The sequence below is a fragment of the Citrobacter sp. HN-141 genome, assembly GCF_033341895.1.
GTDB lineage: Bacteria > Pseudomonadota > Gammaproteobacteria > Enterobacterales > Enterobacteriaceae > Citrobacter.
This window is the reverse complement of record NZ_JAWPBF010000020.1, coordinates 41,652-55,769: the sequence shown is the minus strand read 5'-3', so window position 1 is coordinate 55,769 and position 14,118 is coordinate 41,652. Positions and strand designations below refer to the sequence as shown.

Below are 14,118 nucleotides of genomic sequence, written 5' to 3'. Positions count from 1 at the left end.
ACATACTCACTACTCTGCACCTTTCAAATCAGTAGTTTTACGGAGGGTTTGTGGCAGAAGTAGAAGCGAATCTCATACAGGCGCTTTTCCTGTCGCTACTCAGCGGCATTGGCGTTTTCCTGCATGGGGTGCGCGAGGAAAGGATAAAAGCGTCATCCCTTAACTTGCTCACCGAATTGGTGTTAGCGGTACTCGCAGGATTGACCGCTTATTACATCGCCAGACATAAGGCCTGGGACGATAGCTTGCTATATCTCGCTGTTCTCGTTGTTAGCAACAACGGTCGCGAGGTGTCTACAGCTCTCAAAAACCGTCTTATCGACACAATCCAATATTTATTTGGGCCAAAAGGGGGCCGGGGCTAATGAATGATATTCAACAATATTTCCTTGTGGGAATGGCTGCGATAGCGGTGCTCGATCGTTTTTTGTGTAAAAGAAAGCAGGTCGTGCTACTGGAGGCCGGTGAAGGTGTAGTTAAGGACAATGCTATAGCTTTTCCGGTTAAGTTTAAGGTCAATTGCGAGAAGCTAACCGGCGCGCATATCGAATACTGGTTGCGCGACTCCAGTAACCCCACAGCGGTAATTACGGGTAAGACCAGAACAATGGATTTAACGCCCAAAGGCTTAAACCAGGAGTATTTACTTATTGATACTCGCTATCTGGATACTGGGACCTGGGAACTAACGATCCGTGTAACGCACGGCAATAGTCGAATGAATCCGCTGTATCGTATTTTCCCGCTTCAGGAATCAACTTCCCGTAATTACCTCATCACAAAGGAGAAAGGGGGATACAGTGTCATCAACTAAAGATAAGGGCTACATCACGCTTAACTTTGACGAGTTGAACGAGAAAGGCCTTGATAAGCTGAAGAAGGCTATCTCTAAATCAGGGTATGAGGTTGTCAAAATCATACCTGCAGGCACAGCCCGTCGAAAAGATGGTATCCCGGTAAAAACTTTCGAGCTGAAAGGGATTGATGAACAGGCTATGGTTGTTCAGGTCAACAACACTGGCGATATCTCTGGCATTAAGCTGAACGGCAAGAACGCACCATACACCCCCGTAAAAACTATGGCTGAGCTGGGTAAATCATTAGCTGATTTATTCCGTAAAGGCTCCACCGCATTTCAGAAAGCGCTAGCCAGAAAACTCGCGCGGGCTGCGAAAAAAGATGAGGCTGGCAATAAACCAAAAACTACCAAAGGCGTTAAATCCAGTGTGCAGATCCTCAGCGATGCGCGCGCACGTCGTGAGGAACTGAAGGGCGGTATTACCGCGACTCAAAAGAAAATTGAGTCCTTATCCTCTGATTCCGACATGACGCAAAAGTCGCGTGAAAACATCCAGGCCGAGCTAAATCTGGAGCTGGCAAAAACCAGTCAGTTAGAGAAAGAGATCGCACAACTGCAGAAGGGGGAAAAATGACCGTAATACTGACTGACAAAATTCTTCTGAAAGACGTGCCTGGCTATATAGCGCCTGCAGTTTCTGATGATATTTACAACGAACTAATGAAGGGCCAGAGCGCCGATTTGATGCTGGAAAGCGCCACTATTGAAGAAGTGGACCAGTCTTATCTTGGCGATGAGCTGGTCTATGTCTCTCATGCAGCAATGTTTGAAGCGATTAGCACTGAGCGCATGCGTTTGTCGCAGACCATGCGGGCGTTCGTAAGGGCATTAAATCGCGGTTTGAACGGAACCGACATTAAAGCAGGTACGGATGATGCTGGCCTGGACGATAGCGGTGAAAAAACGATTGGAGGGGCTGTCATCGGTAAGGTTCGCCGGGTGAACAGTATTCCAATTATGACGGCGTTGATTCCATTATCAGATGGGCAGTCAATTTCCCTGGTTTTCCACTCCCCGACTGCAGATAACGGGCGCGTAAAGAACAATGATTTGCTGGTGGCCTTCCGTTTCTTGCTGAACAAGCGCGATGTAACACATATTGTGGCCCCCATTGGCGGTCGCGATGTGTCTTTGCAGCAAGTAACGCAAGCTCTTGCAAACCTGGCAGAGCGTAACAGTGCAAAATTCACGAAGCAGCAAGATGCTCAGGTTAAATTACGCAGTGATATAGACGCGCTGAACGCTGAAAACGATCAGTTAAGCGAACAGCAATCCTCGCTGCTAACTCAAGTTGAATCACTGCAGACCAAGTTAATCACACATCAGAGCGATGAGCGGAATGTGCGGGAGAAGCTCGCTAACCAGCGTCGAATCAATGCCGAACTGGAGGCTAAAATTGTGGCTTTGCGGGGAGTATCTCAGGCCGGTACCACTGATACCGGCTCATCTTTCACAGATGCAACGCGTAAAGTGAAAGAACGTATGGGCATTGATGGTAAGGCAACTCTAAGTAATGGGGCCATAATCCGTTACAACTCCTATGACCATGACGGCGAGCTGCAGGGCAGCGTAATTATTACCGATCCATCTGGTAAGGTTTATGAAATGCCATCCCCATCATCCCAGGGCGGGGCTATGGGGGTTACAGCAACTAAATTACTTAAAGCCTATCGAGAGAACCGCGCTGATCGTTACGTTGTCACGACGCCACCACCAGAACTCCCCCCTGAGCAACCGCCAGAACAACCGCCGGAGTTGCCACCAGAACAGCCGCCGGTACCAACAGCTAAATACCGGTATGCTCTTACAAGTCGCCCAGCAAGTATCGGCTCTGTCCCTGCAGATCACACTGCAATTTTGGATGTACCGGAACAGAGCGATAAATATGGTCGTTTGGCACGTCATGGTTTCATTGAATACGATCGTAAGCTGACAGAGCAGGAGGCCTCTAATTTTGAGTTGAAGCTGATTCCGACCGAGGCGGATCTCGATGTACTGGCGAAAACCGTCGTTAGTGATTCAATGGCTAATTACGCACAGCAATATGTTGAAATGGCTGAGAGTGACCCGGCAACGTTCGGCTCTCAGGTGAAGCTGAATACGAAGAAAGCTGCGCCGAACATTGCTTACCCGGAAGGCGACGATCTCGATTACTTTATGGAGAAAGTTAAGGCCGAGTTGGTAAGCCAAACACCTCCCACGCCGCCGCAGACTAATGAGGAAACTCCCGTGGTATCTGAAGCCGATACAGCAGCGAATGATGCGTTGAGTTATCTGGATGCCGTAATGCAACTGCAGTCGAAAGACATAGCGGAAATCCGTGACGCCCGTAACAAGGTTCGCGGGGCTATTGCCGCACTACAGAATGCTGGTCGTTTTGACGAAAATGAAGACAAAGTGAATGCCGCTGCGCAACACCTGTCTGATTTACTGGTGGCAATTCAAAGAGAGGGGGCTGGAGCATGAATTTAAGCGCGCTGGAACGCCTTGACCTGAATGATCGCCTGGATGAATTGATGGTTCAGGCCACAACAGCTAAAGGGCTGGATTTGCTGGATTTGAATGACGAAATCGACGCTATTTTGGTGAAGCTGGGTTACGGTACCGAATCAATCCCAGCCGACCCAGCTGAAGATAATACGCCGTCTATCGTTAAAGACTTTCTCTCCGGGAAGTTTGTAAAACAGGCCCAAATGGATTTTGTGGATACGCTTCGCCAGGTCGGTGAGTACCTTAACGAATTTCTGACACTGGATGATATGAAGGGCCAGGCCAATGCGTGGGTTGCTCAGAATGACTACGCCATCTGATCTCTGATAACCAGCCCCGTTAATCGGGGCTTTTTCTTCTCCCCTCTGAATAACACACACTCCTTATCCTTCACGAAACCTAAAACGTGGAGGTATGACCGTTGGAAACAGCACAACAGGCCATTAGCAACACACCAGGTCTGGATAGCCTAATTACGCTGGTGGCGTCACTGCAGTTGAGACAAACCCCCATAGGGCGAACGTCGTTTGTTGTGACGAGCAAAGGGGATGAGGTCAAAACGGGCTTTAAAGTTGTTAATGCCAGTAGCCTGATAATTTCGAATAACCTTGATGGGACGATAAACCCTGCATTCCCAACGGAGCTGCAGCCGAGGGATCGTACCCGAATGTCGAGTAAGATTCAGGTGAGCAAGATCGCCGGAAACTTACGTCCAGCACAATTAACCGATTCAGGGTTAAGTAGCCACGGTGCGCCTATTGTCGGCCCTGACAACGTTGTTGAGTCGGGGAATGGGCGCTCAATGGGAATACTACGGGCCTATGAGCAAGGGCAGGCTGACAGCTATCGCCAGTATCTGATCGACCATGCAGCCGACTATGGGGTTAAGGCTGAAGATATTGCCCGGATGGATATGCCGGTGCTGGTGAGGGAGCGTGTCACCGACGTTGATCGTGCTCAGTTTGCCAGAGATTCCAACCTCTCAGATCTGCAGGAAATGGCAGCGAGCGAAAAGGCATTCGTAGATGCCGAAATGCTCGATGAGCGGCTTATGGCGATGTTTTCCCCTTCCGAAGAGGGAAATCTACTTGCCCGGTCTAATGACGGCTTCATTCAGTCGTTTATGCGCGAAATTGGGGATACTGCAACTGCAGGTCTGGTAACGACTGACGGCAGGCCGACCAAGCAGCTGATTGATCGCATTCAGAACGCTATTTTTGCAAAAGCGTACAAAGACGAACGACTTGTAAAAATGGTCGCAGAAGAACCCGATCCCGAGATGCGTAATATCCTGACTGCACTCAACACCGCAGCCAGTGATTTTGCACAAATGCAGATGCTATCTGGTGACGTTCACAAAGAGGCTGTGAATGGGCTGGTGGGTGGTATTGAGGAAGTGGACGGTCTTGATAAACAGGCCATTGCCGCGCTACAGGAGGCCATTAACCTTGTGCGCCGGGCCAAAGACTCAGGCCAGGCAATCGAAGAGGTGATCGCACAACAAGGGCTGTTTGAAGACACCAGCAAAGAGGCTGAGGCCCTGGCGCTATTTATCGTTGCCAATAGTCGCAGTTCCAAGCGTATAGGCGCTGCCTTCAAGAAGATGGCGCAAAAAATAAATGATGAGCTAATCCACCAGCAGCAGGCGCTGGGGGATATGTTTGGCGGCGGTAGCCTGTCACTTGTTGATGTGTTGTCTGCAGTCTCTACCGAAATTGAAGATGAGTTTGGTGAGGGGAAAGGGCTTAACTTTGCGATGTTCGAATCAGCACCGGGTGATAACCGTGCCTATATATCGCAAATGATCACGAGTGCAACAAGCGTTGACGAGCTGGTAAACGTCATCAAAATGACCGGAAAGCTTGCTAAGGCCAATCCGAATACTGAAGAAAATCTCGCGCGCCTGAGTGCTTCTGTGGGCAGAAACATGCTTTATTCACAGCGACCTCTAATTCAGCCATGGGTGGAAGCGCACGGTTATAGCGGCAATCTGCTTGGCGAAATGGCAACTTCTTCAGAAAATAGCGCCTTCTACTACAAGGCGTTGCAGGAAGCCATTAAAAATAATGAACCTGCGCCGTCACTGGCGGATGCCAGAAATATTGATTACCGGGTGAAGTTATTTTTGGAAGCATCAGAGGGTGGGGCCAGTCCGGATCGATTGTTCATGCTTATGCACAAGCTTGAAGACTTAATGCAATCAGACTTGAGCTGGCAGGAGTTGCGTAAGGCCTGCAGAACCTGGCTGGACAAATTCATGAAAATGCCGCATGCCATCTATGCGAAAGTCACGAGTAAGTTTGATAAAAAACTGGCTGATGCAAAAAGTATCCCTGAAACGATAGCCGCTCTGCAGTGGGCGATCGCTGCAGGCAAAAAGGCACTCACGGACATTAGCGATGTAATGGAAAGTGGAAAGGCTTCGCTCGATGCGGTAGGGCTGTCGAAAGACTTTAGCGGCGACGAGCTGGCAGATGCTTACATCGATGTTTTACGCCGCTTGAAAGCGCTTGCCGAAACTAATGATAAGGATGGTCGTCTAAAGCTACCTGAAGAGGTCGATTATTATATTGAGCAGATTAATAAAGTTCGTGACCGGCCTGAAAAGTTGAAACCATATTTGAAAGATGTTTTCACGCCACATGGCGGGATAGGTCTGGAGGTAGATCGGCTTAAATGGTTTATAGACCGTGAATCAGATGAAGCCGTTCAGCTATATGAACTTGAGAGGTTATTCAAGGATAAAGCTCCATACCCGCCTCTAATTGTTGAGAAAATACACAGTAAAGTTAAAGCGGCTATGGATGCCGTGATGCAGGCATCCCCAGTGTCAAAAGAAGATGCCGAAGCGTGGGGCAATGCGATTGAACTGGATAGCGACATTATTGAGAAAACCACTGTTACAGCAGGATGGCGTACTGGGTACGATGCGCGCGATGTTGCGGAAAAGGTCTTTACCTTGACCGGCGGCAAGCTGGATACGATGAAAAAGATTGAGCACCAGGCGAAGGTTAGAGCGAGTGCAAGCCAGAGCCGCCAGTCTGTGACGATCGACGCGGATACGGATGCCGAACATGTTATGTGGCACGAACTTGGACACCATGTGGAATTTTCTAACCCCCATTTGCTGGAGCGCGCAAAAGGCTTCATTAAATCAAAGACTGAAGGACGGTTGGTATACAGCAATTTTGGCGGGTACGGCGATGCTGAGTACAAGGTCAAAACATCACTAAGTCATTACTACATGTCAAAAATCTACATGGATAATAGGGTAAGTCTCGCGAGTGGTAAGTTATTATCGAAAGCACCATCGTTGAACAATTGCCGCTCTACTGAAGTGTTTTCAATGGCGCTGCAGTGCTACGCCGATCCTGAATTGACTGCAACTTCATACTTAAACGGTGACGGCATTATCGAGTTTTTACTGGGATGCTTTAAGGAGCTGCAGAATGCGCATTAAGGTAACAATGCCCGGAGGAAAAGCCGGTATGGTTGAATGCAGTAATGCCGGTACGCTGGTAATAGTTGAGGGAGATATCACCCAGGATGATATGCGCAATGCTCTTAACGGTGTACGGCCTAACTCTGCCGTGGGAGAGGTGAACTCTTTAAATGCTGACGCACATTTGGTCTTACGTAGCCTGGAAAGCGCTGGTTGGCAGGTGGACTGGCCTGAAGTTGACGCTGGCGATGATGATCCGAATGATGAAGATACCCCGAACATAGCCAGCACAATCCACTAAGAAACGCCCACTTCGTGTGGGCTTCTTTTTGCTCGCTACCGGTTGCAAAGTACAGAGCGGTTACTGTTTCGGCTCATTGCTAACAGAGGAAAAAAGCATGAGTCAGCCCAATGAACTCCGTTGGATAGTTGAGGCCCGTAAACACATCGGGTTACGTGAAATCAAAGGTGCGGAACATAACCCCGAGATCCTACAAATGTGGAAGGACATTAAACGTGGTGGCATCAAAGACGATGAAACTCCGTGGTGTGCTGCATTTGTAGGTGCGATGCTTGAGCGTGTAGGCATCCAGTCTACTCGATTTGAATCGGCACGAAGCTACACCTCTTGGGGAACCGCGCTGCACGATCCGGCATATGGTTGCATTGTGACGTTTACCCGTGAAGGTGGCGGTCATGTCGGCTTTGTTGTTGGTCAGGATGCAAACCGTAATTTGTTAGTGCTGGGGGGCAACCAGGGCGATGCTGTAAACATTCGTGCATTCCCGCGTAGCCGTGTAACCGGTTATCGCTGGCCTGCCGGTGAGCCGGGGCCGGAGTCATACAAGCTACCACTGCAGAATGCGCAGACGTCCACCAGCGAAGCGTAATTACCGAAAACCATCCGGTTTTTTGCTGTAATCCACGTCTTTAAAGCTGGCACGGAATATACCGTCATCACGCTGGTGGATAGATTTTTTCATGGTATCCATCAGCTTGATGAACATGTGCTTGTAACGCTTCTCGTTGGCACCGAGTACAGACTGTCGTTCGTGGTAATTGCGTTCTGCTGTATTGAGCTGCCCCTGAATCCGTGTTTTGTTAATGCGCTCATTCCACTGCTTCAGCGTTTTGCCTTTCACTCCTTCTTGCTTATCCACAGGATCACTTTCACCGGTCCCAATATTTGTCTTTTCTTTCTGACTTTTAGAAGGGGTTAATATCTTCTTTTGTGACGCATTTTGCGCCCCCTTTTCGGGTTGCGTTTTGCGCCCCCCTGATTTGTTGAAAAGCACAGCTGACGCGGCTTTCAAAGCGAAGGCCATTACTTTTTGTTTCACTCTGCTGGTGGTTTTACGAAACAGTGCGATCGCAAGGCAAAACAGCATGGCACCGCGCGTTAGTGTGCGTCTGGCAGTTTCAATACCAATTTTGTCTTGGGGTATTTCAGAAGTAAAAATAGCGCGACCGGAAGCGCCTGCAGTGAAGCGGTCGAGTGTGGCTATGGAAACTTCGGCATCGAGCGCGAGCGTTTTACGGCTGGCATAGCAAACGCCGGTGTGGGACGGATTTACTTTGTTGGCGATGCTGGCAGCAATCAGTTTCCCGGTCCGGCTGATAAGCGCCGCTGGCAGGAAAAGAAAAGCGTGACTTAGTTTATATCCCGTGGGGTAGTTCTTTTGTACTTCAAGCCAGAGAGCCTCATTGTCCATGTGGTGATAGTGTTCAAAATCTGGCAGGTCAGCGCTAATGACACAGCCCGTGATAGCCGACGACATGTCATTCCATAGTTCCTTTGCATTATCCATTCTGCTTCATTTCCATCGTTATATTGATTTAGAAAACCTCAAGACGCGGGGCTTCCTGTCACTGAGTAACATTTGGGCAAAGATGGTCACGGGCGAGCAAAAAAAAGACTTGAGTGCCGAGATCGGCGCTAGTAAACTGGACGCTAGTCTAGTAACCAGACAACAAAAGGCCTCCGCTCAGTAAAGAACGTTTTCATCTTTGTGGGCTGGGAAAAACGGATCGGGTTAATTCATATTTGCCTCCTTTTTGTCTCCTTTTATTGTTGCCTCTTTGTTTCGGCATAGTTGTTGGCTTATCACATTGAATTTCAGGGGCTTAACCCCCGGCAAGAACCACCTGGCAGGGTGGTTTTTTGCTTTCAGCGGGTAATATCACCCACAGATTCCCAAAAAGCACGATCTTTTTAGCCGTTACGATCCTGATCGTCGGGAACTGGATACTATTCTGATCTCTTGTTTTTGACAATGCTGTGTTTATTTACACCTTAGAATTAACGTTATTAATTTATTGCTGGAATGGCATAAAAAACCGCCAGTTAAGGCGGTTTGAGCGGTTTGCTACGAAGTTATTTATTCGGACGTAACCAGAGTACATCCTCATCGCTGGCGATGTTGGTTTGTTTCGCCGGATCGTGTTGGCGGGGAGGGTGATCGCCGATAGGTAGGCTGGAAGACATATTTCCTGCAGCTGATTCCAGCATCGCAGACAACACATGAATATCTTCTTCAGATTCCATACGTAGCAGCGCCTGACGTTGTTCTTTGCTGAGAAAAACAGGCAGGCTGTTTAATGTTTCTCGCATAATACGGCGGCGGGTTTTCGCCAGTTCACCGGCGCTTTCCAGCATGGCGTTTTGCTCACTAACTCGCGCCTGCATTTCCGCCAGTTGGCCCTGCAGCGCCCACATCTTACTTTCCAGGTGGCTGGTATGCTCTACGGCCTCAAACATAGCCTGATCTTCTCGCAAGGTTTCAAAGTGATGGCAAAGGTCCGTTGCCGCGTTTTCACTGAAACCTGACTCAATCAGCCCAGCAATCATAAGCTCGGTGCGTGTACCGGCAGACTCAAGCATTAATGACGCCCTGTCCAGGCTGATATAATTTGGCGTGGTTACATAGTCGAAACCATAAAAGCCGGTGACTACTGAACGGAGTGAACTGTCATTGCCGCCGGTAGCCCAACTCCAGCCACCAGCTCTTGACGCCTCCATGCCACTGACAATATGGCCTGGCTCAGTATCAAGAATCTCCTGTGTGTGCGTGACCACGCCATCATCATCTACTGATACTGAAAGGGTGCGGTTGGACGGGACATTCGTCAGAGTTACGGGTTTGCCTTCCACAACCGCTACGGAGACTTCAGGGAGAGTTAGTTTTCCTGTTTTGGCGTAGTGAATTTGTCGGCGACCATGACCATAGTAGCCGTACATTTCACCGAGAGAGATGCATTCTTTTACTTCAGGATCGTTGAAGGTATCTCTAACCGATTTCAGGATGTAATTGCGCGTATTCTGCGGTGTGTGGCGACGAATGGTGTCCACCAGAGAAAAGCGATCGGTAACTGTCTTTAGTGATTTCAAGGTGTGCTCCGTATTACTGTTGTGTCATAACAAATTTGGCGAAGTTAAGCAGTTGTTCCCGACTCCATGTTTCCGGGTTACTGTCATCACCTCTACCTGGGGCGGATTCGTACATCATGTCGTCGTGTTCTCCTGCGTCTTTGGTCGCATTGAACTCTTTGATCATGGACTGCAGCATCTGCTCATCCATTTTTAGCTGGTCGCAAAACAGGTAACGCATGAACGTTTCACTACCAGCCAATTTGGGGCTTTGCTGGATCTGGTCGAGAATTTGCGTGATAACAGCGATGAAGTTGGCACGGGAATCCTGATCTCGGGCTTCTTCCTGCATCAATGCTGTGTTCATTGAGTTGAACTGGACGGAGTAGGGGCGCTGGTTAGACAGGTAGGCTTTACCGTGTTTGTATGCCAGATGAATATCCGTGAGCCGGTAAATCACATCGCTTGCTGCCTGGCGGAGCCATTGAGCACGGATCGCGGCTTGAATAGCTGTTTGCGCCCAACCACCTTCACCTAATCCCCCTGACATTTGGTCTGCCCAGCCGAGCATGGTCGAGTCTATGCCCAGGCTTGAGCACAGCTGGCGAAGATGAAACATGACGTCTTCAATGCCGGTGATATCAGCTGGAATGTACTGGGTATCAATAGTGATGTTGTTCTTGCCATCCCCCATAACTGGTATCAGGTGGTTAAACACCGTCGGCATGGTATTCGCCTGCTGAGAACGGCGTGACAGAGATTCGCTGTTACGCTTCAGGGATTGGCTGACCGTGCGCGTGTAGTTTGCGGCGTTTACCGGATCGAGAGTGCCGGTCGTCAGTGCGATCAGCCGGTCAATTTTTGCAGCGTTGTAACGTGTGGCCTTCAGTGCATTCAGTGCGCCGCAAAGGTTCATAAACGCTTCATACGAGTTTTCCAGAAAGCTGGTCCCGTAGTTCTGCGTTTCGGTGATAGGGTGCTGGTTTTGTTCCGTTAATAGGGAATATCCACGCGTACCGGTTGTGACCGGAATAATTTTCCCTGATGGCATCCAAAACGGGTTTTTCATTGCCACGATCTCCCACGGGTCAGCCAGCATGCGCTGCATTGTTTCCGGTGAAAGAAGGTAATCGCCTGAGAACCCCGCGAGAGTCCCGCCTTTGTTAAATTCCTGAATGAAGTACGGGAGGGTGTAGTAAGACGATTCGATATTTACGATCCCGCGACCAGGCTCACCGTAGGGGCGCATATATCCGACGCCGAAAATAGCCATGAGCAACCCCCACGACGGCAGGCCGGTATCAATCATTTCCCCCAGGTCATTCATTAGCTCATTGCAGCGCGCCACGGTTTCTTTATCCCCTGGGTCTTTAGCAACGATGGAGAACGCCAGGCCCGTCCGTTTACTGGGAGATAAGGCTTGCGCGAGGTGGATATTTAACGCCTGGGAAACCGTGGCGCTTTTTGCCATTTCCTCCAGCACTGTGTACCGCGACAACCTTTCCAGAGGCAGCTCAAGGTTGATACCTATCTGATCCGCCTGTGTTGTCAGTTCTCCAGGCGCGTCTTGCCGGTTGCCAGTCAGAAATGACAGCCCCGACCGTGAAACCACATTGTGACCACTGCTGATGGGGAGTTGTGCCAGTGGCGCGGCAGGCGCACTGGAGAACATTTTTTTCAGGGCTGCAAGTGGCCCGGAGCTTGTCGTCTTTCTGTTAGCCATGTTTTGACCAGTACCTTTGTTAAATACAGACCGCTTAGATTTACGTGGATTTTATTGGGTCTATGTTTTACGGGCATAAGGTTAAAAAATGACAAACCAGCTTTCAGAGGCAATTGGTGGGGCATCAACACTAAGTGAGTTGATAACAGCCATACTTCGCGCGCGTAAGGTGCGATCGGTTGTGCAATTCGGCATAGAAAAGGAGAGCGGAGTAAGTATCCAGCGAGCCAGGCGACAAGCGAACAATGACGCTATGCGATTGCTGAATGAGCTACCTCAAAATTTTAATGGGAACAACCTGAGCGCTGAACAGCGTGAAATTCTTGCGGGTTACACCGGAGAAGGTGGCCTGACCGATGGGGGAAGCCAGTACGAATACTACACGCCGCAATTTATGGCTGAAGGTGTGTGGGATCTTCTGGCTGATTATGGCGTAACGTCTGGTCACGTTCTTGAGCCGTCTGCAGGTACCGGTATTTTCCAGGAAACGAAGCCTGCAGGTGCCATTATGACTGCAGCGGAGATCTCGTTAGTTTCCGGTCGTATTAACCAGTTGCTGCACCCTGAAGACAGCGTACAGCTGGGGGCGTTTGAGACTTTAGCGGCTAAAGTACCGGATGATACATACGACCATGCAGTCGGAAACGTCCCATTTGGCGAAAGCCGAACTGGTTACGCTGAGCTTGATCCCGCTTACAAAAACGAAACGAACGTCGGGCATTACTTCATCCTACGAACCATAGACAAGGTGAAGCCTGGTGGCCTGATTGTGCTGATGGTACCGAACGGTATGACCGACGGCGGAGGGACAAACAAGAAGCTGCGCGACCGCGTATCCCGTAAAGCGGAGTTTTTGGGTGCTCACCGTATGCCGTCCGGTACCTTTGCCGAGAGCGGAACATCAACGGTGGTCGATGTATGGGTGTTACGTAAGCACACGAAACCCCTGGCGGAGATCGTCAATGATGCCACTGACAAAATGCTCACCGGCGCGAATGTGCTGTGGCCTGTATTCATTAAGGGTAAATGGTTCCTTAGCCCCGAGGGGAAACGCTTTGTTCACGGAGAAACAGAGCGCTCATCATTCAATAATATTTTGACGGTCAAGAAGGATGGCCAACTTACCAATGCGGCAATGAAACAGGCGCTGTCACGTCGCTTTGATAGCCGAATTGACTGGTCCATGCTCACCATTGAACAGGATTTGTATCAGGGGGCCGTCGAAGGTGACAAGCGGCTGGTGGGCGATATCTGGCATACGTTCGACGGCGACAAGTGGATACGAGACACAACGACTAACCATACCGCCATTGATGCTGCCAGATTCGGTGTAGCAACGTTTGGGGATTTACAAACGAGATGCCGATCTCTGCAGGGGCTGCTATCACTGACCGCCAGCCAGATCGCCGCCGTCATGGATGTTTACCCGTCCCTTCTTTCCGATCGTCAAAAAGGTATTGTTTCATTTGCTCTAAGGCAGAAAGCCAGCCAGCGTGAACGGGTAATGCGTGGGGGCTTGATTGGCCTGACGATTAACGATGCACAGGACATGATCGCCCAGGGGCGTGACGCGGGTTCTTTGCTGGTGGACGCGGCAAGGATTACCGCCGAAGAGGTAGCGCGAAACGGATCACCTAATGGCCTGCGGTTATCCGGGTTGTCCGATAGTACCGCGAAGGCCTGGCTCACCTTCCAGGCGAACGTAACCAGAGAAGGCCAGCTGTCGGATTTGTTGACCGGTAATATGAATGAGACTGAACTGAAAACGCTGGATACCGCTAATCCAGAGCAAGTAGTCAGTCATTTATTTAGCCAGATTGACCTGATTCCCGTCACGCTGGAGCAATTTAGAGAGGTCTGTACTGCAAAGCTTCCTGAAAGTGATGACGCATTACTGGCGTATCTTGCCGGGTTCCCTGAAATTGCGCTCGATGGCTATGGAAACATGCTGCCAATGTCCCGCGCCACCAGCGGAAATGTACGCGGCAAAATCAACCACCTTGCAGGGCTGGTAAACGAGTACCCGGACGGACCCGAAAAGCAAAACTTTGTTCGCCAGATGGAGCTGATTAATGCCCGTCGAAAAGCGGCCCCAATCGACAAAATTAAAGTCAACCTCAACGCCCGTTGGCTTGACCGTCGCCTGATTAAAGAATTTCTCGCCGAACAGGGTTATGACGCCTTCCGCTATACAAAGGATCTGGAAGTTGAGAATGGCTACCTGGTGTCGGCGGATG

The 14,118-nt window shown here is 49.8% G+C and carries 11 protein-coding genes and 1 pseudogene; 9 read left to right on the top strand and 3 right to left on the bottom strand.

Annotated features, from left to right (window positions below; all coding sequences use genetic code 11):
* Positions 1 to 50: 50 nt before the first annotated feature.
* The 8 genes from RYZ59_RS20735 to RYZ59_RS20700 all read left to right on the top strand — a co-directional run bounded on the left by RYZ59_RS20735 (position 51) and on the right by RYZ59_RS20700 (position 7,681).
* On the top strand, positions 51 to 365 hold the full coding sequence (locus tag RYZ59_RS20735) for a hypothetical protein (RefSeq protein WP_071444913.1): 315 nt from the start codon (positions 51 to 53) through the stop codon (positions 363 to 365).
* Positions 365 to 814: a lysis protein gene (locus tag RYZ59_RS20730; protein WP_318050359.1), complete on the top strand. Its 450-nt coding sequence runs from the start codon at positions 365 to 367 to the stop codon at positions 812 to 814. The genes RYZ59_RS20735 and RYZ59_RS20730 overlap by 1 nt, the downstream gene beginning before the upstream one ends.
* Complete coding sequence (locus RYZ59_RS20725) at positions 801 to 1,433, top strand: hypothetical protein (protein WP_071444911.1); 633 nt, start codon at positions 801 to 803, stop codon at positions 1,431 to 1,433. Before RYZ59_RS20730 ends, RYZ59_RS20725 begins: the two co-directional genes overlap by 14 nt.
* Positions 1,430 to 3,325 carry a head protein gene (locus RYZ59_RS20720; RefSeq protein WP_318050362.1) on the top strand — a complete coding sequence of 632 codons (1,896 nt, stop codon included), beginning with the start codon at positions 1,430 to 1,432 and terminating at the stop codon, positions 3,323 to 3,325. Before RYZ59_RS20725 ends, RYZ59_RS20720 begins: the two co-directional genes overlap by 4 nt.
* Positions 3,322 to 3,669 carry a hypothetical protein gene (locus RYZ59_RS20715; protein ID WP_071444909.1) on the top strand — a complete coding sequence of 116 codons (348 nt, stop codon included), beginning with the start codon at positions 3,322 to 3,324 and terminating at the stop codon, positions 3,667 to 3,669. The genes RYZ59_RS20720 and RYZ59_RS20715 overlap by 4 nt, the downstream gene beginning before the upstream one ends.
* A 101-nt stretch (positions 3,670 to 3,770) precedes the next feature.
* Positions 3,771 to 6,809 carry a hypothetical protein gene (locus RYZ59_RS20710; RefSeq protein ID WP_318050364.1) on the top strand — a complete coding sequence of 1,013 codons (3,039 nt, stop codon included), beginning with the start codon at positions 3,771 to 3,773 and terminating at the stop codon, positions 6,807 to 6,809.
* Positions 6,799 to 7,092: a hypothetical protein gene (locus RYZ59_RS20705; protein WP_071444907.1), complete on the top strand. Its 294-nt coding sequence runs from the start codon at positions 6,799 to 6,801 to the stop codon at positions 7,090 to 7,092. Before RYZ59_RS20710 ends, RYZ59_RS20705 begins: the two co-directional genes overlap by 11 nt.
* A 97-nt stretch (positions 7,093 to 7,189) precedes the next feature.
* A complete protein-coding gene (locus RYZ59_RS20700) occupies positions 7,190 to 7,681 on the top strand; it encodes a TIGR02594 family protein (RefSeq protein ID WP_071444906.1) in 492 nt (163 codons plus the stop codon).
* Here the strand turns inward: RYZ59_RS20700 and RYZ59_RS20695 are convergent, their stop codons facing one another.
* The 3 genes from RYZ59_RS20695 to RYZ59_RS20685 all read right to left on the bottom strand — a co-directional run bounded on the left by RYZ59_RS20695 (position 7,682) and on the right by RYZ59_RS20685 (position 11,881).
* Positions 7,682 to 8,599, bottom strand: coding sequence for a hypothetical protein (locus RYZ59_RS20695; protein ID WP_131820534.1), 918 nt, complete (start codon positions 8,597 to 8,599; stop codon positions 7,682 to 7,684).
* 566 nt (positions 8,600 to 9,165) lie between these two features.
* The gene (locus RYZ59_RS20690) at positions 9,166 to 10,179 is read right to left on the bottom strand and encodes a head processing protein (protein ID WP_197385910.1); all 1,014 of its coding nucleotides are present in this window, start codon (positions 10,177 to 10,179) and stop codon (positions 9,166 to 9,168) included.
* A gap of 13 nt (positions 10,180 to 10,192) precedes the next feature.
* On the bottom strand, positions 10,193 to 11,881 hold the full coding sequence (locus RYZ59_RS20685) for a portal protein (protein WP_318050368.1): 1,689 nt from the start codon (positions 11,879 to 11,881) through the stop codon (positions 10,193 to 10,195).
* Positions 11,882 to 11,969: 88 nt separating this feature from the next.
* Between RYZ59_RS20685 and RYZ59_RS24825 the strand changes: the two are divergent.
* Positions 11,970 to 12,812: pseudogene (locus RYZ59_RS24825) on the top strand (N-6 DNA methylase); the annotation flags it as partial.
* Positions 12,813 to 14,118 lie beyond the last annotated feature (1,306 nt).

Coding starts and splice junctions, on each gene's coding strand:
- RYZ59_RS20730 (WP_318050359.1), top strand. CDS start 365: ATGAATGATATTCAACAATATTTCCTTGTGGGAATGGCTGCGATAGCG.
- RYZ59_RS20720 (WP_318050362.1), top strand. CDS start 1,430: ATGACCGTAATACTGACTGACAAAATTCTTCTGAAAGACGTGCCTGGC.
- RYZ59_RS20715 (WP_071444909.1), top strand. CDS start 3,322: ATGAATTTAAGCGCGCTGGAACGCCTTGACCTGAATGATCGCCTGGAT.
- RYZ59_RS20705 (WP_071444907.1), top strand. CDS start 6,799: ATGCGCATTAAGGTAACAATGCCCGGAGGAAAAGCCGGTATGGTTGAA.
- RYZ59_RS20700 (WP_071444906.1), top strand. CDS start 7,190: ATGAGTCAGCCCAATGAACTCCGTTGGATAGTTGAGGCCCGTAAACAC.
- RYZ59_RS20695 (WP_131820534.1), bottom strand. CDS start 8,599: ATGGATAATGCAAAGGAACTATGGAATGACATGTCGTCGGCTATCACG.
- RYZ59_RS20685 (WP_318050368.1), bottom strand. CDS start 11,881: ATGGCTAACAGAAAGACGACAAGCTCCGGGCCACTTGCAGCCCTGAAA.